Source organism: Pseudomonas sp. PDM24 (genome assembly GCF_019218905.1).
Lineage (GTDB): Bacteria > Pseudomonadota > Gammaproteobacteria > Pseudomonadales > Pseudomonadaceae > Aquipseudomonas.
Window position 1 is genome coordinate 299,964 of record NZ_JAHUWR010000004.1, and the last position, 24,144, is coordinate 324,107.

Annotated in this window: 17 protein-coding genes; 12 read left to right on the plus strand and 5 right to left on the minus strand. The window is 59.2% G+C overall.

Going from position 1 to position 24,144, the window contains the following annotated elements; all coding sequences use genetic code 11:
• The 4 genes from KW837_RS15925 (at nucleotide 1) to KW837_RS15940 (ending at nucleotide 3,032) form a co-directional block, all read left to right on the plus strand.
• The gene (locus KW837_RS15925) at nucleotides 1-351 is read left to right on the plus strand and encodes a hypothetical protein (RefSeq protein ID WP_218397112.1); all 351 of its coding nucleotides are present in this window, start codon (nucleotides 1-3) and stop codon (nucleotides 349-351) included.
• Nucleotides 352-413: 62 nt separating this feature from the next.
• Nucleotides 414-1,049 carry a hypothetical protein gene (locus tag KW837_RS15930; RefSeq protein ID WP_218397114.1) on the plus strand — a complete coding sequence of 212 codons (636 nt, stop codon included), beginning with the start codon at nucleotides 414-416 and terminating at the stop codon, nucleotides 1,047-1,049.
• A gap of 370 nt (nucleotides 1,050-1,419) precedes the next feature.
• Nucleotides 1,420-1,743, plus strand: a complete 324-nt coding sequence (locus tag KW837_RS15935) for a hypothetical protein (RefSeq protein ID WP_218397116.1) — start codon at nucleotides 1,420-1,422, stop codon at nucleotides 1,741-1,743.
• 449 nt (nucleotides 1,744-2,192) lie between these two features.
• Complete coding sequence (locus KW837_RS15940) at nucleotides 2,193-3,032, plus strand: 23S rRNA (adenine(2030)-N(6))-methyltransferase RlmJ (protein ID WP_123500052.1); 840 nt, start codon at nucleotides 2,193-2,195, stop codon at nucleotides 3,030-3,032.
• A gap of 151 nt (nucleotides 3,033-3,183) precedes the next feature.
• Here the strand turns inward: KW837_RS15940 and msrA are convergent, their stop codons facing one another.
• From msrA to aceE, 5 genes are all read right to left on the minus strand, one after another.
• Complete coding sequence (gene msrA, locus KW837_RS15945) at nucleotides 3,184-3,831, minus strand: peptide-methionine (S)-S-oxide reductase MsrA (RefSeq protein ID WP_007903246.1); 648 nt, start codon at nucleotides 3,829-3,831, stop codon at nucleotides 3,184-3,186.
• Between the two features lie 208 nt (nucleotides 3,832-4,039).
• Nucleotides 4,040-6,733 (minus strand): bifunctional diguanylate cyclase/phosphodiesterase, encoded by a 2,694-nt coding sequence (locus tag KW837_RS15950; protein ID WP_218397119.1) that lies wholly within the window; start codon nucleotides 6,731-6,733, stop codon nucleotides 4,040-4,042.
• 238 nt (nucleotides 6,734-6,971) lie between these two features.
• Entirely contained in the window at nucleotides 6,972-8,366 is a 1,395-nt protein-coding gene (locus tag KW837_RS15955; protein WP_218397123.1) for an alkaline phosphatase D family protein, read from the minus strand.
• A gap of 485 nt (nucleotides 8,367-8,851) precedes the next feature.
• Nucleotides 8,852-10,822: a dihydrolipoyllysine-residue acetyltransferase gene (aceF, locus tag KW837_RS15960; protein WP_218397126.1), complete on the minus strand. Its 1,971-nt coding sequence runs from the start codon at nucleotides 10,820-10,822 to the stop codon at nucleotides 8,852-8,854.
• 11 nt (nucleotides 10,823-10,833) lie between these two features.
• On the minus strand, nucleotides 10,834-13,479 hold the full coding sequence (gene aceE / locus KW837_RS15965; RefSeq protein WP_123500060.1) for a pyruvate dehydrogenase (acetyl-transferring), homodimeric type: 2,646 nt from the start codon (nucleotides 13,477-13,479) through the stop codon (nucleotides 10,834-10,836).
• Nucleotides 13,480-13,863: 384 nt separating this feature from the next.
• Here aceE and glnE point away from each other — a divergent pair, with 384 nt between their 5' ends.
• The 8 genes from glnE (at nucleotide 13,864) to KW837_RS16005 (ending at nucleotide 24,048) form a co-directional block, all read left to right on the plus strand.
• Complete coding sequence (glnE, locus tag KW837_RS15970; RefSeq protein ID WP_218397131.1) at nucleotides 13,864-16,803, plus strand: bifunctional [glutamate--ammonia ligase]-adenylyl-L-tyrosine phosphorylase/[glutamate--ammonia-ligase] adenylyltransferase; 2,940 nt, start codon at nucleotides 13,864-13,866, stop codon at nucleotides 16,801-16,803.
• Between the two features lie 286 nt (nucleotides 16,804-17,089).
• Complete coding sequence (gene waaF / locus KW837_RS15975; RefSeq protein ID WP_218397135.1) at nucleotides 17,090-18,124, plus strand: lipopolysaccharide heptosyltransferase II; 1,035 nt, start codon at nucleotides 17,090-17,092, stop codon at nucleotides 18,122-18,124.
• A 1-nt stretch (nucleotide 18,125) separates the two neighbouring features.
• On the plus strand, nucleotides 18,126-19,187 hold the full coding sequence (gene waaC / locus KW837_RS15980; protein WP_218397138.1) for a lipopolysaccharide heptosyltransferase I: 1,062 nt from the start codon (nucleotides 18,126-18,128) through the stop codon (nucleotides 19,185-19,187).
• The gene (locus KW837_RS15985; protein ID WP_218397141.1) at nucleotides 19,187-20,308 is read left to right on the plus strand and encodes a glycosyltransferase family 4 protein; all 1,122 of its coding nucleotides are present in this window, start codon (nucleotides 19,187-19,189) and stop codon (nucleotides 20,306-20,308) included. Before waaC ends, KW837_RS15985 begins: the two co-directional genes overlap by 1 nt.
• On the plus strand, nucleotides 20,308-21,114 hold the full coding sequence (gene rfaP, locus KW837_RS15990; protein WP_192346040.1) for a lipopolysaccharide core heptose(I) kinase RfaP: 807 nt from the start codon (nucleotides 20,308-20,310) through the stop codon (nucleotides 21,112-21,114). The genes KW837_RS15985 and rfaP overlap by 1 nt, the downstream gene beginning before the upstream one ends.
• Nucleotides 21,114-21,848 carry a lipopolysaccharide kinase InaA family protein gene (locus tag KW837_RS15995; protein WP_008074633.1) on the plus strand — a complete coding sequence of 245 codons (735 nt, stop codon included), beginning with the start codon at nucleotides 21,114-21,116 and terminating at the stop codon, nucleotides 21,846-21,848. The genes rfaP and KW837_RS15995 overlap by 1 nt, the downstream gene beginning before the upstream one ends.
• A complete protein-coding gene (locus KW837_RS16000) occupies nucleotides 21,845-22,597 on the plus strand; it encodes a lipopolysaccharide kinase InaA family protein (protein ID WP_218397145.1) in 753 nt (250 codons plus the stop codon). Before KW837_RS15995 ends, KW837_RS16000 begins: the two co-directional genes overlap by 4 nt.
• A complete protein-coding gene (locus tag KW837_RS16005; protein WP_218397146.1) occupies nucleotides 22,597-24,048 on the plus strand; it encodes a lipopolysaccharide kinase InaA family protein in 1,452 nt (483 codons plus the stop codon). Before KW837_RS16000 ends, KW837_RS16005 begins: the two co-directional genes overlap by 1 nt.
• Nucleotides 24,049-24,144 lie beyond the last annotated feature (96 nt).

The following is a 24,144-nucleotide window of genomic DNA, read 5'->3' on the forward strand; positions in this document are numbered from 1 at the left end:
ATGAAGCGCCCGCCTAAACTTTCTATTTTGCGTGGTCTACTTTTTCTGTTCGACATTGACAATGTTGACAGTGTTGAAAGAGAAGAAATCATAGTGTCTAAGGATGTTAATGACGAGGCAGAGTTGGCTGAGCTGTTTGATCTTCTTATGAAGCCAGAATTCACTATCTATAGTGATGATGATCGCGCGTGGTATATCGATACATTGATTTACTATTTGGAAGGGGAGGAAAGTTTTGATTCCGTTTTTGAGAAATTGACAACCTATTTTGACGATGAGATTGAAGATCAGCGTAAATTCATGCGCGTCCTTTTGGCGTGTTTGTTGCGATATCAGGCTGAGATGAAATAAGAAAAACAAATTCGCCCCGTTTTTTCTTATGGCTAAGTGGTTTAGTTAATTAGGGTTTATATGTGTTGAAAGTTATTGAAGAAGAGAAGACTGCGTCATTGCTTGATCGAATGGATGACGCAGGTTGTGTTTTTAATTTTGTAGTCCTTTCTCCTGATGAAGGTGTGAAGGTTGACGAAGCGATTCATCGGCATGCGTTGGTCGGGCTTCACGAAAAGCTCATGAAAGAAGCGTGGGATTGGCACAACGATTTAATAAAGAATCCAGAGTATATAAGTTCCGGAGGTCCAGCTATCAGCTGGGAGTTGGATAAAGCCGTTGCTACTGTTTTGAATCAAGAAGAGATACATAATCTGATTCTGACGGATGATTATGTTCGAGGGCGGCTAGCGCTTTATGCTCATTTTAGAGAGCCGCCCTATGGTACGGAATTTAAAGGCGGAGAGCTCGAAGCGCAGGAACTGTTCCATGAATGGCGCCAAACTTTGGGGCTCGAAGAGCATGATGGTGTTGTAGTAATAAACTGGGTTAAAGGCTTTAAGCTGGAATGGCTCGATAACGAGGATGCGATCCCTGGACGCGAATCTTGGAGCGACTACTTTGATGCTGGCTTGGAATGGTGGGGGGTGTGGTGCCTGACAATTTGGAATCCCAAGCGTCAAACTCTCAGTGCTTTGATTGCCAGCACCACAGATTAATCGGAAGGTGTTTAAAAACTATGTTGTGACATCGAAATTTCCGGACAATGTCGTCGGAAGTTTCCTTCAAACCGTATCGGTTTCCATGAACTGGTGCGAAGTGAGATCCATGGATAGTCTTTGGCTGTCGCTGCAAATGCAGTGGCAGGGTGTAGGAACCCTTGGGATTCACCGTGCATCAGCGCTGTCGTTTGATTGCGGCACTTAATTCGTGTCCGTAAGATCGTTCGCGGCGGCTGTGCGCGGGGCACGCTTCGGCGTGGCTGAGTTTGGTGGATTCCTCAGTTTCCTACTCCCGCGTACGGCTGCCACCCAAGCCCGTAGGAAAGGCCGTTGGTAGCTTAAATTTATCCGCCAAAGGTCTCAAAAAATGAAAACACTGACCCCAGATCCACCCTACGAAAAAATAATCCCTCATCCCGAAAACCGCTTCATGGCATTGACCGGCAACTGCACCGACATGCCCACCCTGTTCGTCGATACCCACGCGCCGCTCGATGTTTTATACGACGCTGCCAACTATCGAATTCGCGCCGTCACGCAGGTGCTGGAGAACATGTCGATGCGTGGTTCGGTTGAGTGTGAGTCGTTCATTCTTAGTGACTTCGCTTTGCTCTGTGCCATTCCATTGCGCGATGGGTGTGATGTGCTGGATGTGATTGGGCGGCGGTTGCGGGCGATGTCTTCGCAATAGCGACTGGCTGCTTTTGTGGCGAGGAGGTTTGCTCCCGTTGGGCTGCGGAGCGGCCCCAAAACCTGCATTCCGGTTTTGTCAGGTACACCGCGGTGTTTGGTTTGGCGACTGTTGCGCAGTCGAACGGGGGTGAGTCCCCTCGCCACGGAGGTTTGTGGTGGTTTCAGGTTTCTTGGGGCTGCTCCGCAGCCCAGCGGGAGCAAGCTCCCTCGCCACAAGAGCAAGAGCAAGAGCAAGAGCAAGATCGAGATCGAGATCAAGATCAAGATCAAGATCAAGATCAAGATCAAGATCAAAAGATCGCAGCCTTCGGCAGCTCCTACAGGGGGTTGTGATCACGCCCTTGCTCTTGCGTTGGGATGATTGCCGCGCAGATTGTCCGCTCGGCTGTGAGGTCCTGACGTTCTGCGCCGTACAAGGTAAACTTCCCGGCCTTCGCAGGAGCAATCATGAATTATCGTCACGCCTTCCATGCCGGCAATCACGCCGATGTGTTCAAACACCTGACTTTGACCCGCCTCATCGCCCTGATGTCGCGCAAGGAGCAGCCGTTTGCCTATCTCGACACTCACGCCGGTATTGGTCTGTATGACCTGCAGGGCGATCAGGCGAGCCGTACCGGTGAGTACCTGGAAGGGATCGCGCGGTTGTGGGATCAGCCGGATTTGCCGGCGTTGACTGCCGATTACATGAAGGTGCTGCACGACATGAACCCGGATGGCCAGTTGCGCTATTACCCGGGGTCGCCGGAGTTGGCGCGGCGTCTGACGCGGCCGCAGGATCGGGTGATGCTCAACGAGAAGCACCCCGAAGATGGCTTGCTGCTCAAGGACAACATGGCTGGTGATCGTCGGGTGAAGGTGCACTTGGGCGAAGGCTGGCATGTGCCGCGGGCGATGTTACCGGTGCAGGAGAAGCGGGCGGTGATGTTGATTGATCCGCCGTTCGAGCAGCTTGATGAGATGCAGCGTTGTGCTGCGTCGCTGAAAGAGGCGATTGGCCGGATGCGCCAGACGGTGGCGGCGATTTGGTACCCGGTGAAGGATCAGCGCATGTTGCGTCGGTTCTATCAGGATTTGGCGGGTACGGGCGCGCCGAAGTTGTTGCGGGTTGAGTTGTTGGTGCATCCGCTGGATACGCCCAACAGCTTGAATGGTTCGGGGTTGGCGATTGCCAATCCGCCGTGGGGGCTTGAAGAGGAATTGCGTGAGTTGCTGCCGTGGTTGTCCAAGAAGCTTGGGCAGACCCAGGGTGGGTGGCAGATGGATTGGTTGATTGCTGAGAGTTGATTGCTGATCAGATGGATTGATGGCGTCTGAAAGGACGCCTTCGCGAGCAAGCCCGCTCCCACAGGGGGGCTATGTCGATCACAAGAGTGTGGTCAGGCACAGATCCAGTGTGGGAGCGGGCTTGCTCGCGAAGCTTTTCAGGGCCCGAAAATCAGATCGGGCAGGTCACGCCTGTACCGCCAATCCCGCAATACCCTTCAGGGTTTTTCGCCAGGTACTGCTGGTGATACGCCTCGGCGAAGTAGAACGTCGGCGCTTCTTCGATTTCGGTGGTGATGGTGCCTTTGCCAGCCTTGGTCAGCTCGGCCTGGAACACTTGCTCGCTGTGCTTGGCGGCGGCCAACTGAGCCGGGTTGGTGGCGTAGATCACCGAGCGGTACTGGGTGCCGATGTCATTGCCCTGGCGCATGCCCTGGGTCGGGTTGTGCAGTTCCCAGAACATCTTCAGCAATTCTTCATAGCTGACTTTTGCCGGCTCGTAGACCACCAGTACCACTTCGCTGTGGCCGGTCAGGCCCGAGCAGACTTCTTCATACGTCGGGTTCGGGGTAAAGCCGCCGGCGTAACCCACCGCCGTACTGACCACGCCTTCGCGCTGCCAGAACTTGCGCTCCGCGCCCCAGAAGCAGCCCAGGCCGAAGATCGCGAAATCCACGTCCATTGCGAACGGGCCCAGCAGCGGGGCGTCGTGGACAAAGTGTTTTTCCGGCACGGTCATTGGGGTTTCGCGGCCGGGCAGAGCTTGTTCTTTAGTTGGGAGCACGTTTTTGTTCACCAGGATTTCCGAGCGCAGAACCATGATCAGTCCTCTCAGTCAGGTTGAGATGTAAATAAACAGACTGCCAGTGTGCCCAATGATGCCAAGTTAATCACTACCTCTGTGGGAGCGGGCTTGCTCGCGAAGGCGGTGTGTCAGGCAACAATGATGTCGACTGTCACGCCGCTTTCGCGAGCAAGCCCGCTCCCACAGGGTTTTGTGTCCAGGCAGAAAGAGCATTCAGCCTTACTCAGGCGATCGGGCCGCGCGGGTAGCGTTTGAGCTTTTCAATCAGCTCGGAACCGGGGATCGGTCGGTCGAACAGGTAGCCCTGGCCGACGTCGCAGCGGTGGCGGCGCAGGAAGGCCAACTGCTCGGCCGTCTCGATGCCTTCAGCCACGACCTTGAGTTTCAGGTTGTGGGCCATGGCGATCACCGCGGAGGTGATTTCCATGTCGTCCTGGTTGTCCGGGATTTCGTGGATGAAGCTTCGATCGATCTTGATGATGTCGATCGGGAATTTTTTCAAGTAACTGAGCGACGAGTAACCGGTGCCGAAGTCATCCATGGCCAGGGTCAGGCCCAGGCGCTTGAGCTGGTCGAGCTGTAAGTGGGTGTCTTCGGTGGCTTCCAGCAGCAGGCCTTCGGTCAGCTCCAGTTCCAGCAGATTCGCCGGCAGTTCTTCTTCCTTGAGGATGTTGGCGATGGACGCCACCAGGTCCGGGTCGGAGAACTGTTTGGGCGACAGGTTGATCGCCACTTGCAGATTACCCAGGCCGGCGGCGGTCAGTTCTTTGCTCATGCGGCAGGCCTGGCGGGCGATCCATTTGCCGATCGGGATGATCAGCCCGGTTTCTTCGGCAACGCTGATGAACTGGTCCGGGCGGATCATGCCTTTTTCCGGATGGTTCCAGCGCAGCAGCGCTTCCATGCCCAGCAAGCGACCGCTGCGCAGGCACAGCTTGGGCTGGTAGAACACATCCAGCTCGTTCTGGGTCAGGGCGCGGCGCAGGTTGTTCTCGACGAACAGCTTGTAGCTGGCCTCGGCATTCAGCGCTTCGGTGAATACTTGAACCTGATGTTTGCCGTTGGCCTTGGCCTTGTGCAGCGCCAGGCCGGCGTTGCGCATCAGCGTCTGGGGATCACGGCCGTGCAGCGGCGCGCAGGCCAGGCCCACGGAGCCGGTGACGCTGATCAGCTGGTTGTCGACGAACATCGGTTTGTCGAGGGTCGCCAGCAATTGGTTGGCGACCTGTTGGCCAGCCAAGAGGTCAGTGTCGTCCAGCAGCACTGCGAATTCGTTGCTGGCGAAACGCGCCAGACTGCCGCTCGGGCTCAGGCTGTTGCGTAGGCGCCGGGCCAGGCTGATCAGTAGTTTGTCGCCGGTCTGGTGGCCGAGGCTGTCGTTGATGCGTTTGAAGTTGTCGATGTCCACCAGCAGCAGGCTGATCGGCGTGTCGCTGTCTCGGGCGAAGCGTTCATCAAGGTTGCGGATGAACGCCGGGCGGTTGCCGAGGTTGGTCAGATTGTCGGTGTAAGCCAGGCGCTCGATGCGCTGCTGGGCGAGCTTGGTCTGGGTGATGTCTTCGTAGATGCCGATGTAGTGCGTCAGCTCACGGTTGTCGCCGTAGACCTTGGAAATCGACAGCTGGCCCCAGTAGGGTTCGAGGTTTTTGCGTCGGCTCTTGAACTCGCCCTGCCAGCTGTTGCTCTTGGCCAGCGCCGACGGCGCGTCGAACAACAGTTCGCTGAGGTTTTCCAGTGCCGGCAGTTCCGACAGCCGTTGGCCGTGGACTTCCTCGGTGGTGTACTGGGTAATCGCGGTAAAGCTTGGGTTGACGTATTCCACCACGCCATCGCAATTGACCAGCAGAAAGGCGTTGGCGCTTTGCTCTACCGCACGTTGGAACAGGTGCAGAGCGCTGGTGGCGGTGCGGCGGTTGTGGTTGTTGATGACCTGGGCGAACTGATCCGCCAGCTCACCGGCAAAGGCGATTTCGTCCGACTGCCAGGCGCGCGTCGCACCGATCTGCTCCAGGCAGAGCACGCCGACCACTTGGCCATCGACGCGGATGCTGGCGTCGAGCATGGCATTGACGTCGCGCGGGCGCAGGCTTTCGGCTATTTCCCGGGTGCGCGGGTCGCGCATGGCGTTGTGGGCGTCGATGGCACGGCCGGTGTGCAAGGCTTCGAGGTAATCGGGGAAACCACTGGCATCGATCGGCTCCGGCAGTCGGTGATTGCGGGTGGCGCGGTGATAGGCTGAAATCGGCGTCAGTAGTGAGCCGTCGAGGTTCCACAGGCTGGCGCAGTCGATCTCATAGATGTCGCAGGCGCTGCGGGTGATCAGCTCGGCGGCTTCTTGCAGGGAATTGTTGGTGCTGTAGCGCTGGCGGGTCAGCAGCAGAATCAGATCTTGCTGGGCACGCACCCGGTCCAGGTGCTGCAGTTGTTCCTGCTGGGCGCGCTGATTGAGTTCCAGGGCGATTTGCAGGCGTGAGTTCTGGGTTTCCAGATCCAGTACCGGCAGCAGCGGCTCATCGATGAACAGGCCGTCCACTACCATCAGATAGCCGCGCAGCAGGTGTCGATTGTGTTGTTTGTAAGCTTCGCCCAGTTCCAGCAGGCTGAGTACGCCTGCGGCGGTGTGCAAAGTGTAGCGGATCAGGTAATGCGGGCTTTCGGTGAGTTGCTGCTGGATCGTGTCATGCAGTTGATAGCGCGCTTCGGGCTCCATCAGGCTGGCGTAAGGCGAGCCGACCAGGGCGCAGAGCTCCACTGCCGGCAAGCCGAACTGTCGTTCGCAATTGGGGTCGAGAAACAGCAGCGCCCAGCTCGGTTCATTCAGCCGTTCGAAACGCAGCATGCCGAGCCGCGAGGGCACTGGCAACTGCGTCACTACCTCGGCCACCATACGGCTGGCGGCATCGGGTTGGCTCTTCATATGGAGGGAAACTCGCTTCGAATATGCTGATCGCGCCGGGCTCTCGCCCTCTTTACTGTTGTCTACGGCAAGGTTGCATCATTGCGACACCGACTGACAAGAGACATGAAGGCCAAGTGCTATAAGAATATGTCGGCAGGCGCGAAGATTTCTCCAGCGAGGCGTCGAAAAGTAATGTTGTGAGTCAAAAGATCGCAGCCTTCGGCAGCTCCTGCAAGGCTACGACCTTTTCCGTTAGTCAACGCAACCTGATGCTTATCGACTGCAGAAACTTGCCATCCCGATCGTGATAATTGATGCGGACCTGTTCAGCATCGACGACCAGATGCGCGAAGTTATCCTGGCTGATCACTTCACTGTTCAGCTCATGCCGATAATCTCCCGCGGCCGTTCGGGCCAACGCCTGGTCGAGGATGAAGGTCGATGCCTTGGCATACGGCAGCAGTTTGCTGTTGTACAGCGGTGAAGACACGATGGTGTGAACTTCAAAATCCGGGTCGGCGCTGTGAGTCAGGCGACTGGTCAGTGAGCCGTGGACATCGCCGGAAATGAACAAGACGTTTTTGATGCCGCGTGTACGAATCGTCTCCAGCAGCCGTAGTCGTTGTTCCGGGAAGGCTTTCCAGGCGTCATCGCCGTTAAGTTTGCGGTCGGGGTAGAACATGACGCTGGTGACCACGAATTTGACCCTGGCCGTGCTGTTGATCAACCATTTGAGCAGCGCCTGTTCCTGTTCTTCATCAAGGATGCGCCGGTCGCTGACCGACAGATTGCGTCGGGTTCGGCTGTCGGTGATAAACCATTCGATATCGCCATCGGAGAATTGATACCAATACCGTTGCAGTTTCTTGCTTACTTGCCCGTTGGCAAGCAACTCATAAGCAGGGCTGTGGCTGGCTTGATATAACTCATACGCCGCCATGGCGTTTTCGTATAAGTAAGCATCGGCCTTGCTTTCATTGGCGGGCCAGTTGTCTTCAATTTCATGGTCATCGAGGATCATGTAAGTCGGCACGCCGGACATTAACTTCGAAATGTGCGGCTGAGAAAAAGCGGTGCGGTATTTGCTGAGGATGTCTTTGTATTCCCGGTCGGGGGCCACGAGGTTCAGGTCATCGACGTAGATTTGGTCGCCAGTCATCAGCATGGCGCTGATCGGCGGCTCGGCGCGTTCCGCCAGGCTTGTGATCGAGGCAAAGATCCGATCGCCCAAATGTGGAGCGAACGCAATGCCGGCGGTCATTCGCAGGTAACGACATGAGCCTGCGATATAGGCCCGTGGCGTGGTGGTTTTGCTGGACTGCGTGCGAAAGCGGTAGATCTCTCGCGGCCATTGCAGTGGCAGTTCCTGGATCGTCTCCACGGTATGCACCGGGCTCATGGGGCTGAACCAGCCCGCCTGGTATTCATAGGCGGTATCAGTGATGAGATCGTTGAGGGCAATCACATCGGACATGTCGCGCAAGATGGTCAGTTTTGCAAATACGCCCTTGGACCACTGTTCCTCACCGGCGCGTCGATAACGAATACCTGCAAATACCAAGGCGTCATTCTGCAATTCGCCGCGCAAGAAAATACGGGTGTGATTAGTTGTAGTGTGGCCAACAATAGGGCCAACAGTCGGTTTGAACATGTTCGAGTCCATTCGAAGTAATGCTAACTAAGCGGAATAAGTTATCGAAGTTTCTATTAGAAACTCTCCTAACTAAGACTAGTTATTGGTTCGCAAAAAATATCGGGCGGAAGTGGACTCGAGTTGTAGGCGGTGTAAGCCCTGAGTGTAGGAATAAAACTCGGAAGAGGGCCCAGTGCCAGTCAGTTCAGCCCTAATGCGATCTGTAGCAGCTGCCGAGCCTGTGAGGCTGCGTTCGGCGGCGTAGCCGTCGTGAAACCGGCTAACGCGCTCTACCTGATGCACCGCAAGTTCTGATCTGACGACTGCTTCGCAGCCGAACGCAGCCTCGCAAGCTCGACAGCTGCTACCTGGAATGCTGAATCGGGCATGGCTTTCTTCAGGGCAAAAAAAGCCCCGCCAAATTGACGGGGTTGAGGTACGAGCGTGGCGCTCGGAAAACATTGAACGCGACTGGCCCTCCGGTTAAGGAGGGCCGGCCGGTGTTACAGCAGGATGGTGCGGATGTCCGCCAGCAGGTCGCTCAGACGCTTGGTGAAGCGTGCAGCAGCGGCGCCGTTGATCACACGGTGATCGTAGGACAGCGACAGCGGCAGCATCAGTTTTGGCTGGAAGGCTTTGCCGTCCCAGACTGGCTGGATGGTTGCCTTGGAAACACCGAGGATCGCCACTTCCGGCGCGTTGACGATCGGCGTGAAGCCGGTGCCGCCAATGTGGCCGAGGCTGGAAATGGTGAAGCAGGCGCCTTGCATGTCGTCAGCGGTGAGCTTTTTGTCGCGGGCTTTGGCGGCCAGCGCAGCGGCTTCGGCTGCCAGTTGCAACAGGCTCTTCTGGTCGACGTTCTTGATGACCGGTACCAGCAGGCCTTCAGGGGTGTCGACCGCGAAGCCGATGTTCACGTACTTCTTGCGGATGATCGCCTTGCCGCTTGGCGCCAGCGAGCTGTTGAAGTCCGGCAGTTCCTTGAGCAGGTGCGCGCAGGATTTGAGCAGCAGCGGCAGGATGGTCAGCTTGACGCCAGCCTTCTCTGCAACGGCTTTCTGAGCGATACGGAACGCTTCCAGCTCGGTGATATCAGCCGAATCGAACTGAGTCACGTGCGGAATGTTCAGCCAGCTGCGATGCAGGCTCGACGCGCCGATTTGCATCAGGCGAGTCATCGGCACTTCTTCGATTTCACCGAAGCGGCTGAAGTCCACGACCGGAATCGGCGGGATGCCCGCGCCACCGGTTGCGCCAGCCGCAGCGGCCGGTGCTTCCTTGGCCTTCTGCATCATGGCCTTGACGTAAACCTGCACGTCTTCTTTCAGGATGCGACCGTGCGGACCACTGGCGCCAACGGCGCTCAGCTCGACGCCGAATTCGCGGGCCAGTTGACGCACGGCAGGGCCAGCGTGAACTTTTGCGCCAGGCTTGGCTGGAGCAGCGGCAGGCGCAGCAGCAGGTGCAGCAGCAGGTGCGACCGAGGCCTGAGCAGCAGGTGCAGCGGCAGGAGCGCTCGGAGCAGCAGCGGCTGGAGCCGGAGCCGCAGCAGGTGCCGCGCCTTTGACTTTCAGCTTCAGGATCAGGTCGCCGGTACCGACTTCGTCATCCAGCTTGATGGAAACGCTTTCCACCACGCCAGCGGCAGGCGATGGAATTTCCATGCTCGCCTTGTCGGATTCCAGAGTGATCAGCGACTGGTCGGCAACGACGGTGTCGCCAGCCTTGACCAGAACTTCGATGATCTTGGCCTTGCCCGACGAGCCGATGTCCGGGACGTGAATGTCCTGAACAGTGTCGGCAACCGGAGCCGCCGGAGCCGCCGCGGCTGGCGCTGGAGCAGCGGCAGCAGGCGCAGCAGCCTGGGCTGGCGCGGCCGCGGCCGGTGCAGCAGCACCCGCCACTTCCAGGTCCAGAATCAGGTCGCCGGTGCCGACTTCGTCGTTGAGCTTGACGCTGATGGCCTTGACCACGCCAGCGGCAGGCGATGGAATTTCCATGCTGGCCTTGTCGGATTCCAGGGTGATCAGAGACTGATCAGCCTCGACCGTGTCGCCGACCTTGACCTGGATCTCGATGATCTGGGCCTTGCCCGACGAACCGATGTCCGGCACGTGTACTTGCTGAACGCTGGCAGCAGCAGGCGCTGCCGCTGGAGCGGCCGGCGCTTTGGCGGCAGCAGGCGCAGCTTCAGCCTTGGCAGCTGGCGCAGCGGCAGGTGCAGGAGCCGGCGCAGCGGCACCTTCGACTTCTAGTTCCAGCAGCTCGTCGCCTTCTTTCAGGCGATCGCCCAGCTTCACTTTCAGGCTCTTGATGATACCGGCCTTCGGCGCAGGCACTTCCATGCTCGCCTTGTCCGACTCAAGTGTCAGGATGCTCTGGTCGGCTTCGATACGGTCGCCGACCTTCACAAACAGTTCAATTACTTCACCTTCACCGCTGCCGATGTCAGGTACGCGAATGAGTTCGCTCACAGAGTGTCTCCTCAGCAGTCCAGTGGGTTGCGTTTTTCCGGGTTGATACCGAACTTGGCGATGGCTTCAGCCACCACTTTAGGTTCGATATCACCACGGTCAGCCAAGGCTTCCAGGGCTGCCAACACCACGAAATGACGGTCGACTTCGAAGAAGTGACGCAGCTTCTTGCGGCTGTCACTGCGGCCGAAACCATCGGTGCCCAGGACTTTGAATTCCTTGGACGGGACCCACTGACGAATTTGCTCAGCGAACAGCTTCATGTAGTCGGTAGAGGCGATGACCGGACCTTTACGGCCGTTCAGGCACTCTTCCACATAGCTCAGCTTAGGCTTCTGGCCCGGGTGCAGACGGTTGGTGCGCTCGACGGCCAGGCCGTCGCGACGCAGTTCGTTGAAGCTGGTAACGCTCCACACGTCGGCGCCGACGTTGAACTGTTCACGCAGGATCTTCGCCGCTTCACGGACTTCACGCAGGATGGTGCCGGAGCCCATCAGCTGAACGTGATGCGCCGCTTCGCGGGTGTCTTCCTCGAGCAGGTACATGCCTTTCTTGATGCCTTCTTCGGCACCGGCCGGCATGGCGGGCTGCTGGTAGGATTCGTTCATTACGGTGATGTAGTAGAAGACGTCCTGTTGCTCTTCGGTCATCTTCTTCATGCCGTCCTGAATGATCACCGCCAGCTCGTAGCCGTAGGTTGGATCGTAGGTGCGGCAGTTCGGGATGGTGGCAGCCAGGATGTGGCTGTGTCCGTCTTCGTGTTGCAGGCCTTCGCCGTTCAGCGTGGTCCGGCCGGCGGTACCGCCGATCAGGAAGCCACGGGTGCGGCTGTCGCCAGCGGCCCAGGCCAGGTCGCCGATACGCTGGAAGCCGAACATCGAGTAGAAGATGTAGAACGGCAGCATTGGCTGGTTGTGGCTGGAGTACGAAGTACCGGCAGCGATGAAGGAGCTCATGGCGCCCGCTTCGTTGATGCCTTCTTCGAGGATCTGACCTTTCTGGTCTTCCTTGTAGAACATCACCTGGTCTTTATCGACTGGCTCGTAGAGCTGGCCGACGGACGAGTAGATGCCCAGCTGACGGAACATGCCTTCCATACCGAAGGTACGGGCTTCGTCCGGGATGATCGGTACGATGCGCGGACCGATTTCCTTGTCCTTGACCAGTTGCGCGAGGATCCGCACGAAGGCCATGGTGGTGGAAATTTCACGGTCGCCCGAGCCGTCCAGGATCGCCTTGAGGGTGTCCAGTGGCGGGGTCGGGATGTTGAAGCTCTTGGCGCGACGCTGAGGCACGAAACCGCCCAGTGCGGTACGACGCTCGCTCAGGTAACGGGCTTCGGCGCTGCCTTCTTCCGGTTTGAAGAACGGCAGGTTTTCGAGTTCGTCGTCTTTGACCGGGATATCGAAACGATCACGGAACAACTTCAGGCTGTCGACATCGACTTTCTTGGTGTTGTGCGCAGTGTTTTTCGCTTCGCCGGCACCGGTGCCATAACCCTTGATGGTCTTGGCCAGGATGACGGTCGGTTGTTCTTTGTGGTTGACCGCTTCGTGGTACGCCGCGTAGACCTTGTACGGGTCGTGGCCGCCACGGTTGAGCTTCCAGATCTCGTCGTCGGACAAGTCTGCAACCATCGCCTTGAGTTCTGGCGTGTTGAAGAAGTGTTCACGCACGAACGCGCCGTCTTTGGCTTTGTAGTTCTGGTACTCGCCGTCGATGACTTCGTCCATGCGGCGTTGCAGGATACCGTCGACGTCTTTGGCCAGCAGTGGGTCCCAGAAACGGCCCCAGATGACTTTGGTCACGTTCCACTGAGCACCGCGGAACACGCCTTCGAGTTCCTGGATGATCTTGCCGTTGCCGCGAACCGGGCCGTCGAGGCGCTGCAGGTTGCAGTTGATGACGAAGATCAGGTTGTCCAGCTTCTCGCGGCCGGCCAGGGAGATCGCGCCCAGGGATTCCGGCTCGTCGCACTCGCCGTCGCCCAGGAAGCACCAGACTTTCTGTTTGCCCGGCTGGATGAAGCCACGGTGTTCCAGGTACTTCATGAAGCGAGCCTGGTAGATCGCCTGGATCGGACCCAGACCCATGGATACGGTCGGGAACTGCCAGAAGTCAGGCATCAGCCAAGGGTGCGGGTAGGACGACAGGCCCTGACCGTCGACTTCCTGGCGGAAGTTGTTCATCTGGTCTTCGGTGATGCGGCCTTCCATGAATGCGCGGGCGTAGACGCCTGGCGAGGTGTGGCCCTGGAAGTAGATCAGGTCGCCGCCGTGTTCGTCGCTCGGAGCCTGGAAGAAGTAGTTGAAGCCGATGTCATACAGGGTCGCACTGGAGGCGAAGCTGGAGATGTGACCACCCAGGTCAGAATCTTTCAGGTTCGTACGCATTACCATGGCCATCGCGTTCCAGCGTACCAACGAGCGAATGCGGCGTTCCATGAACAGGTCGCCAGGCATGCGTGCTTCGTGGGTGACGGGAATCGTGTTGCGGTACGGCGTGGTGATGGCGTAAGGGAGCTGCGAACCGCTACGGGTCGCGAGTTCGCCCATACGGGTCATCAGATAGTGAGCACGGTCTTCGCCTTCTTTGTCGAGAACCGATTCCAGGGCGTCCAGCCATTCCTGGGTTTCGACGGGATCGAGGTCTTGCATGGCTTGCTCCAGGGCGGAAAGGCTTCCAGAATCGGTTGCCTGAGTTTGCGACTGGCCTTGTGGGCAGACGATATAAATTCTTGGATTGCCGAGAGGTATGTTCCGGCGGCGTGTAGTTTTACTACAAATCATCGGGCATTTCAGCCTTTCGAATGTATAGACGAGTAGTAAAACTACAGAAGATCGGCTTGTGGCCTCCGGCTGCGTTGTGAGAATAATCGTTAAGGTTGGTCTTTTGCCAACCAAAAAAGGTGAAGGCTTGATGATCGCTGCCAAAAATAAACAAATTTCAGCTATTTCTAACCTTTGTTCGACAGTCGGTCGGGTAGCGCATTTTCACAAATCACTACATGCAGCCCTTCACACGCCGATCAAGGATAGACCATGAGCCTCCCTTCGCTTGCCGAACTGCCCGGCGTACTCCTGCCCTTTGTCACCCGTGCCGAGCAGTCGTTCCGTACGGCCGTCGCGCTTCTTCCCGACGATCATGGCCTGTCTGCCTGGACGCCTGAGCGTTGGGCGCAATTTGCCCGCGTCACCGCGGCCAGCGACTTTGTCATCGAACAGAGTGTGCGTGACCCTTTGATGTTGCTGGAACTGGTGCAGTCCGGCGAGCTGGACCGTGGCTTTGCGCCGGGCGAATTGTGCGCACAGATTGCGACGGCAGTGAGCGCTGCCGAAACCGACGACCAGCTCGGCCGCGCCTTGCGTCGTCAGCGCGCACGCCACCAAGTGCGGATCATCTGGCTCGACCTGACCCGCCAGGCTGATCTGATCCAGACCTGCCGCGACCTCTCGGACATGGCCGATGCCAGCATCGATCAGGCCTACCAGTGGTTGTATCAGCGCCATTGCCAGCAATTCGGCACGCCTACCGGGCGGCGCAGCGGCGAGCCGCAGCAGATGGTCGTCCTCGGCATGGGCAAGCTCGGCGCCGTGGAGCTGAATCTGTCGTCGGATATCGACCTGATTTTCGCCTACCCCGAGGGCGGCGAAACTGTGGGTGTGAAGCGGTCGTTGGATAACCAGGAATTTTTCATTCGTCTCGGCCAGCGTCTGATCAAGGCCCTGGACCCGATGACCGTCGACGGTTTTGTGTTCCGCGTCGACATGCGCTTGCGGCCTTACGGTTCGTCCGGCGCGCTGGTGCTGAGCTTCAATGCGCTGGAGCAGTATTACCAGGATCAGGGCCGCGACTGGGAACGCTACGCGATGATCAAATCGCGCGTGGTGGCCGGCGATCAGGTGGCGGGCGCGCAACTGCAAGAGATGCTGCGTCCGTTCGTTTACCGGCGTTACCTGGACTTCTCGGCGATCGAAGCGCTGCGCACCATGAAGCAGCTGATCCAGCAGGAAGTCCGGCGCAAGGGCATGGCCGACAACATCAAACTCGGTTCCGGCGGCATTCGTGAAATCGAATTTATCGCCCAGGCCTTCCAGCTGATTCACGGTGGCCGCGACCTGAGTCTGCAGCAGCGTCCTCTATTAAAAGTACTGAGCACCCTCGAAGGTCAGGGTTACCTGCCGCCAGCGGTGGTCAGCGAGTTACGCGAAGCCTACGAATTTCTGCGTTACACCGAACACGCGATCCAGGCCATTGCCGACCGCCAGACCCAGATGCTGCCGGAGGGCGAACAGGATCAGGCGCGCATTGCCTTTATGCTCGGGTTTGCCAACTGGACGGCGTTCCATGAACAGCTGATGTACTGGCGTGGCCGGGTGGCCTGGCACTTTGCTCAGGTGATCGCCGATCCTGATGAAGAGGACGGCGCCGAGAGCGAAGTGGTGGTCGGCGGGGAATGGCTGCCGCTGTGGGAGGAGGCGCAGGATGAGGAGGCCGCGTGCCGTCAGTTGGAAGAGGGTGGTTTCGCCGACGCCTCCAAGGCGCTGAAAGCCTTGGCCAGTCTGCGCGGCAGCCCTCAATTGCGCGCCATGCAGCGCCTGGGGCGGGAACGCCTCGATGCTTTTATTCCGCGCTTGCTGGCTCAGGCTGTGGAACATGCCAATCCCGATCTGGTGCTGGAGCGGGTGCTGCCGCTGGTGGAAGCTGTCGCGCGTCGTTCCGCCTATCTGGTGTTGTTGACCGAGAACCCCGGAGCCCTGCGCCGCCTGCTGACGCTGTGTGCCGCGAGCCCATGGATTGCCGAGCAGATCACGCGCTTTCCGCTGCTGCTCGACGAATTGCTCAACGAAGGCCGGTTGTTCAAGCCGCCGCTGGCGCCGGAATTGGCCGCTGAATTGCGCGAGCGTCTGACGCGGATTCCCGAAGATGACCTCGAGCAACAAATGGAAGCCCTGCGGCATTTCAAACTGGCGCACCGCTTGCGCGTCGCCGCCTCGGAAATCGCCGGCAGCCTGCCCTTGATGAAGGTCAGTGATTACCTGACCTGGCTCGCCGAAGCGATCCTCGAACAAGTGCTGGCCCTGGCCTGGCGCCAGACCGTGGCCAAGTACGGCACGCCGCTGCGCACCGACGGCAGCTTGTGCGACCCTGGTTTCATCATTGTCGGTTATGGGAAAGTCGGCGGCCTGGAGCTGGGGCATAGTTCGGACCTGGATCTGGTGTTCATCCACGACGGCGATCCGCAGGCGGAAACCGACGGGCCGAAGCCGATCGATGGCGCACAGTTTTTTACCCGGCTCGGGCAGCGCATCATTCATTTGCTGACGGCGCAGACCAACTCCGGCCAGCTGTATGAAGTGGACATGCGCCTGCGGCCGTCCGGTGCGTCTGGTTTGCTGGTGAGTTCCCTGGGGGCGTTTGCCCGGTATCAGGAAAACGAAGCCTGGACCTGGGAACACCAGGCGTTGGTGCGGGCACGGGTGCTGGTGGGCAGTCAGGATGTCGGCCAGGCCTTCGAGAAGGTTCGCGCCGCAGTATTGGCCAAGCCGCGGGACCTGCCGACCTTGCGCCAGGAGGTCAGCGAAATGCGCGCCAAGATGCGCGATAATCTCGGCAGCAAGAGCACGGCGGCGGGCACCGCGGCAAATGCCTTTGACGCCACGGCGCCGTTCGATCTCAAGCAGGATGCCGGAGGTATCGTCGATATTGAATTTATGGTGCAATACGCGGCTCTGGCATGGTCTGAAGCGCATCCGTCATTGCTGCGCTATACCGACAATATCCGCATTCTGGAAGGGTTGGAGGAGGTCGGGCTGATGCCCGCCGAAGACGCCAGCCTGTTGCGTGAAGCCTATAAGGCCTTCCGCTCCGCCGCTCACCGGGAGGCCTTGCAGAAGGACTCCGGCGTCATACCGGGCGACCAGTTCGTAGATGAACGACGGCAGGTCATGCGGATCTGGCGCGAGCTGGGGTTAAGCTGAGCAGGCAACGAGATTCAAATGTGGGAGCGGGCTTGCTCGCGAAAGCGGAGTGTCAGTCACCATTTATGCTGGATGTGACGGCCTCTTCGCGAGCAAGCCCGCTCCCACAGTAGATCTGCAGTGGCTGGTAGATTGGGACAGCTAAGCTGTATCGCATGGATGTGCACAAAAATTGATCCGACGAGCCCCAATCGGCTCGTCCAAATGACCTGACGGTTCACCCCGAAGGTGCTGGATTCTCGAGGCGGGGAGGCGTATGCCTCCCCGGCTCGTTTTTGGAAACCACATGAAAATTCTGATCGTTGGGCCCAGTTGGGTCGGTGACATGGTGATGGCGCAGACACTTTTCCAGTGTCTCAAGCAGCGCCACCCGCAGTGCGAAATCGACGTGCTGGCCCCCGAGTGGAGCCGGCCGATTCTCGAACGCATGCCCGAAGTACGCCAGGCCTTGAGCTTCCCGCTCGGCCACGGCGTGCTGGAGCTGGCGACGCGTCGGCGCATCGGTAAATCCCTGGCCGGTCAGTACGACCAGGCCATCCTGCTGCCCAATTCCTTGAAGTCGGCGCTGGTGCCCTTTTTTGCCGGTATCCCGAAACGCACCGGCTGGCGTGGCGAATTCCGCTACGGCCTGCTCAATGACGTGCGCACGCTCGACAAAGAACGTTACCCGCTGATGATCGAACGCTTCATGGCCCTGGCCTTCGAGCCCGGCGTCGAATTGCCGAAGCCGTATCCACGGCCGAGCCTGCAGATCGACCCGGTGACCCGCGACGGCGCGCTGGCCAAGTTCGGTCTGGCCCTCGACCGTCCGGTGTTGGCGCTATGCCCTGGCGCCGAGTTCGGCGAGTCCAAGCGCTGGCCGTCCGAGCACTATGCCAAGGTCGCCGAAGCGAAGATCCGTGAAGGCTGGCAGGTCTGGCTGTTCGGCTCGAAAAACGATCATGCGGTGGGCGAAGACATTCGTGCGCGGCTGATTCCGGGTTTGCGTGAAGAGTCGGTGAACCTCAGTGGCGACACGTCCCTGGCCGAGGCCATCGATCTGCTGTCCTGCGCCGATGCGGTGGTCTCCAACGACTCCGGCCTGATGCACGTGGCTGCCGCGCTGAACCGCCCGTTGGTGGCGGTGTACGGCTCGACGTCGCCGGGTTTCACACCACCGTTGGCCGAGCACGTCGAGATCGTGCGCCTGGGCATCGAATGCAGTCCGTGCTTCGATCGCACCTGCCGTTTCGGTCATTACAATTGCTTGCGCCAACTCATGCCCAAAGCGGTGAACGAAGCCTTGCAGCGGTTGCTGGGCACTGTGGTCGAGGTCAAATAGTTTGCGGGTACTGTTGATCAAGACTTCTTCGCTGGGCGATGTGATTCACGCGTTGCCAGCGTTGACCGACGCGGCGCGGGCGATCCCCGGCATCACGTTCGACTGGGTGGTGGAAGAAGGCTTCGCCGAGATTCCGACCTGGCACCCGGCCGTGGGCAAGGTGATTCCGGTGGCGATCCGTCGCTGGCGCAAGAACATCTGGCAGACCATCAAGAGTGGCGAGTGGAAGCGCTTCAAGCAAAGCATTCGTGCGACCAAATATGACTTGGTGATCGATGCCCAGGGCTTGCTGAAAAGCGCGTTGCTGACTCGCTACGCCAAAGCACCAGTGGCCGGGCTGGACAAAAACTCGGCCCGCGAACCCATCGCTGCGCGCTTCTATTCCCGACGTCTGGCCGTGGCCCGTGGGCAGCACGCGGTAGAGCGAGTGCGCCAGCTGTTCGCAGTGGCACTGGGTTACGACCTGCCTAAAGGCCTGGGCGACTATGGCCTGAACATCGAACGACTGGTGGAATTGCCGCGCAAGAATCCGTACGTGGTGTTTCTCCATGGCACCACTTGGGACACCAAGCATTGGCCCGAAGCCTATTGGCGCGAGTTGGCCGAGCGGGTGGGTTACCTTGGCGTAGCGGTCAAGCTGCCGTGGGGTAATCCGGTCGAAAAGGCCCGCGCCGAGCGCATCGCCAAAGATATGAGACATGTCGAGGTGCTGCCCAAACTGAACCTGGCGGGTGTAGGCAAAGTCCTGGCCGGAGCGCAAGCCTGCGTAGCGGTGGACACCGGTCTCGGTCACCTCGCTGCGGCGCTGGACGTGCCGACCCTGTCGCTGTTCGGCCCGACCAACCCGGGCCTGACCGGCGCGTACGGCAAGTCGCAGATTCACATGGCCAGCGACTTCCCCTGCGCACCGTGCCTGCAAAAGAAATGCACCTATCAACCGACGGCCGACGATGCCCGTCGGTTCGACCTGAAACGCGAGTGGCCCCTGTGCTTCACGCGTCTGAATCCCGAGCGTGTCGCGAGCCGACTGAGCACGTTGTTACTGGCTGAGGAGCTGCGCTGATGCAATTGGCATTTGTCCTGTACAAGTACTTTCCCTTTGGCGGTTTGCAGCGCGACTTCATGCGCATCGCCCTGGAGTGTCAGCAACGCGGCCATCAGATTCGCGTCTATACGCTGATCTGGGAAGGCGACATTCCACCAGGTTTCGAAGTACTGGTGGCACCGGTCAAGGCGTTCTTCAATCATCGACGCAATGAGAAGCTCACTGAGTGGATGGAGGCCGATCTGGTCAAACGTCCGGTGGACCGCCTGATCGGTTTCAACAAGATGCCCGGCCTGGACGTTTACTACGCTGCCGACGGCTGCTTCGAAGACAAGGCGCAAAACCTGCGCAACTCGCTGTACCGTCGTTGGGGCCGCTACCGGCACTTCGCCGAGTACGAGCGCGCGGTGTTCGCCAAGGACGCCAAAACCGAAGTGCTGATGATTTCCGAAGTCCAGCAGCCGCTGTTCATCAAGCATTACGACACGCCGCTTGCGCGTTTCCATTTACTGCCGCCGGGCATTTCTCTGGACCGTCGCGCGCCGACCAATGCCGCCGAGATCCGTGCCGGGTTTCGTCGCGAATTCAACCTGAAAGATGATGAACTGTTGCTGGTGCAAATCGGCTCCGGGTTCAAGACCAAAGGCGTGGACCGCAGCCTCAAGGCGCTGGCCGCCTTGCCCGCCGAACTGAGAAAGCGCACCCGGCTGTTTGTAATTGGCCAGGACGACCCCAAAGTATTCCAGTTGCAGAGCGCCACATTGGGGCTCGGCGACAACGTGCAGTTCCTCAAGGGGCGCAGCGATATCCCGCGTTTCCTGCTCGGTGCCGATCTGTTGATCCACCCGGCGTACAACGAAAACACCGGGACGGTGCTGCTTGAAGCGGTAGTGGCCGGCTTGCCGGTGCTGGTGAGCGCGGTGTGCGGCTATGCCCATTACATCGCCGAGGCCGACGCAGGCCTGGTGCTGGACGAACCCTTCGATCAGGCGCAACTGACGCAATACCTGACCGGCATGTTGAATGACGCAAATGCACGGGCGGCCTGGAGCCGCAACGGTCTGGCTTTCGCCGAGACGGCCGACCTCTACAGCATGCCGCAGCACGCGGCCGATGTGATTCTGGCGGAGCACGCTTAATGAAGTTGATGCTGGCTGAACCGTTCAAGAGCCTCTGGGCCGGGCGCGATCCGTTCGCCGAAGTCGAGGCCCTCAAGGGCGAGGTGTACCGCGAGCTTGAAGCGCGCCGGACACTGCGTACTGAAGTAGACGGTCACGGGTTCTTCGTGAAAATCCACCGTGGCATCGGCTGGGGCGAGATTTTCAAAAACCTGCTGACCGCCAAGCTGCCAGTGCTTGGCGCGGGCCAGGAGTGGAAGGCCATTCAGCGCCTGCAAGAAGTCGGCGTGCCGACCATGACCGCTGTCGCTTACGGCGAAAAGGGCAGCAATCCGGCGGACCAGCATTCGTTCATCGTCACGCAAGAGCTGGCGCCCACCGTCAGCCTCGAAGATTTCAGCATCGACTGGGTCAAGCAACCGCCCGAGCCAAAACTCAAGCGCGCCTTGATCGCCGAGGTCGCGCGCATGACCGGCATGATGCACCGAGCCGGGGTTAACCACCGCGACTGCTACATCTGTCACTTCCTGCTGCACACCGATAAACCAGTGACAGCCGACGACTTCAAGCTGTCGGTGATCGATCTGCACCGTGCCCAGACCCGTCCGACGATTACCCAACGCTGGCGTAACAAGGACCTGGCGGCGCTGTATTTTTCGGCGCTCGACATTGGCCTGACCCGTCGCGACAAACTGCGTTTCCTCAAGGGGTACTTCCAACAGCCCCTGCGCCAGATTCTGGCTGAAGAAGCGGGACTTCTGGCATGGCTCGAAGGCAAGGCCAACAAGCTCTACGAGCGTAAGCAGCGATACGGGGATGCGCTCTGATGTCGGGTTGGACACTGGAACCTGCTTACAGCGATCTGGCAGAAGACTTCGGCAGTCTTGACGCGGTGTTCGCGCTCGAAGGCGAGCGACTGACCCGTGATCCACTGTCCGAGGTCATTCGCGTCCAGCGCAATGGCGTCAATTATTACGTCAAGCGCTACACAGGCGCAGGTAAAGGCCTGCGCCGTTACCTGGGCAAGCCGCGGGTGAAAGCCGAATGGCAGAACCTCAAGCGTTTCGCCAAATGGGGCATTCCCACCGCCGAAGTAGTGGCCTGGGGGCTGGAACGGCGCGGCGCGGCATACGACCGTGGGGCGATGATCACGCGCGAGCTGCCCAATACCGAAGACTTGTCGGCCCTGGCAGGTCGACATGATCCGAAACTGGCGGACCGCGCCTGGGTCGACAACATCAGTCGGCAGCTGGCGGGCTATACCCGGACCATGCACCATCATCGTTTTACCCACAATGATTTGAAATGGCGCAACCTGCTGATCGACGATGAGGCGCGGCTGTTTCTGATCGACTGCCCCAACGGTGATTTCTGGCGCGGCTTCTGGCTCAAGTACCGGATCACCAAGGACCTGGCGTGTCTGGACAAAGTGGCCAAGTATCATCTGTCGGCCACCCAGCGCCTGCGCTTCTATCTGCAATACCGCCAAAGCACCCGGCTCGATGCCGCCGACAAGAAGCGGATTCGGCACGTGGTGAGATTTTTCGAGGGGCGCGAATGACTGATTTTCTGGCTGCTGAAGACCGTGCGCTGCTTGAGCGTCATGGCCTTGGCACCTTCGACGCACTCTGGGCCAAACAGCTCGAGGCGGTGGATGAACCCAATACCGTCGGTGGTGGCTGGAGCAGTGTATTTCGGCTAGAGCTGGAAGGTCATGGTTACTACCTCAAGCGCCAGTGCAACTACCTGACACGTACATTGCATTCTCCCTTTGGCGAGCCGAGTTTTGCCCGTGAGTTTCGCACCATCAGGCGTTATCAGAAGCTGGGCATTCCGGCGTTGCAGGCGGCGTTCTTCGGTGAGCGCAAAGTCGGCGGCGAAGTCCGGGCGATTCTGCTGACCCGTGCGCTGGACGGTTGGGATGATCTGGATTCACTGTTGCAGCGCTGGTCCGACCTGAGCGCGGTGCAGCACACGGCAATTCTGAAAGCCTGTGGGCAACTGGCGCGACGCCTGCATGAGGTGCGTCAACTGCACGGGTGCTTCTATCCCAAGCATATTTTTCTCCAGGCCACCGGTGACGGTTACCAGGCTCAGTTGATCGACCTGGAAAAAACCCGGCCATTGCTGTTTGGCCAACGTGATCGGGTCAAGGACCTGGAGCCGTTGCTGCGTCGGGCGTCGGAATGGAGCGAAAGTCAGCTGCGCGAGTTGTTGGCGGCTTATCTGGATCAACCCTTGAACAGTTCGCTGGTGGACAGTTGGGTATCGCGCCTGAGTGCGCGGCGCAGTCACAAGGAGACGCGTTGATGCGTTTGTCCGAACTGAAAAACGCCGGCCGCAGCCCGAGCCTGCCGCTGAACATTCCACTGGCCGATGCCGCGGGGCCTGCAGAGTTGCAATTGCTGAGCCTGCTGCGGGTGTTGCCGGGGCAGCGTTATGTGGGCGCCGGCGTCTGGCGCGGCCGGCCGGTGCTGGCCAAATTGCTGGTCGGCGGTAAAGCGGCGCGGCATTTTCAGCGTGAACTGGACGGCGTGCGTTTGCTCGCCGCTCAGGGGCTGACCACGCCGTTGTTATTGGCGGATGGCCTGAAGGACGGCGAGGGCGGCTGGCTGTTGTTCGATTTCCTTGAGGGCGCCGAGAGCCTGGGGGACGCCTGGAAACAGGTCGAACACTTGCCGGTGCTGGCGGATGAACAATCAGCCGTGCTGGCCGAGGCGTTGGGTGCGATCGCGCATCTGCACAGCAAAGGCCTGTGGCAGGAAGACCTGCATCTGGACAACCTGCTGCGTCATGGCGGTCAGTTGTATTTGATCGATGGCGCCGGCATCTGTGCCGAGACGGCTGGCAAGCCACTGTCGCAGCACAAAGTCCTGGAAAACCTCGGGGTGTTTTTCGCCCAGTTGCCCAAATCGCTGGAACCTTTCACCGAAGAATTGCTGGTGTATTACTTGTTGGGAAACGGCGAGCATGCCTTGCCCATGGAAGCGTTGCAGAAGCAGATCGACAAGGTCCGTCGCTGGCGTTTGAAGGATTTCCTGATCAAGGTCGGCCGCGAATGCACGTTGTTCTGCGTCCAGCGCGGGGCGTTCGGCTTGCGGGCGATTCGCCGTGAAGAAGAGGCGGCGATGTTGCCGGTGCTGGAGCAGGCCGATGCCTTGCTCGATCACGGCCATCTGTACAAGACCGGCGGCGCCGCGAGCGTCGGCAAGGTCGAAGTGGCGGGTCGCACATTGCTGGTCAAACGCTACAACATCAAGGGCTTTGCCCATTGGCTCAAACGTTTCTGGCGCCCGAGCCGTGCCTGGCACTCATGGCGTGAAGGCAATCGCCTGGCATTCCTGGGCATCGCCACGCCCAAGCCACTGGCATTGTTGGAGAAGCGTTTTCTCTGGCTGCGCAGCCGGGCGTACCTGGTGACCGAATATTTGCCGGGGCCGGACATCATCGAGCGCTTCGCACCCTACGTGGAAAGCGGCGAAGCGCCGCAAGCCGAGCTGCAGGCCCTGGATCACCTGTTCGCCGAGCTGATTCGCGAGCGCATCAGCCATGGCGATTTCAAGGGCCATAACCTGTTCTGGCAGCAGGATCGCTGGGCGCTGATCGACCTGGATTCGATGTGTCAGCATAGCTCGCTCAGTAGCTTTGCCCCGGCGTATGCGCGGGATCGGGCGCGGTTCATGCGCAATTGGCCCGAGAGTAGTGCGTTGTATCGGGTGATTGATCAGCGATTGCCCAAAGATATCTCCAGCGCTGCCTGAATCGGGGCTTCGCCCCTTTCGCGAGCAAGCCCGCTCCCACAGTGGTTCTCGGTCGTACACAAAATTTGTGTTCAACATAAACCTAATGTGGGAGCG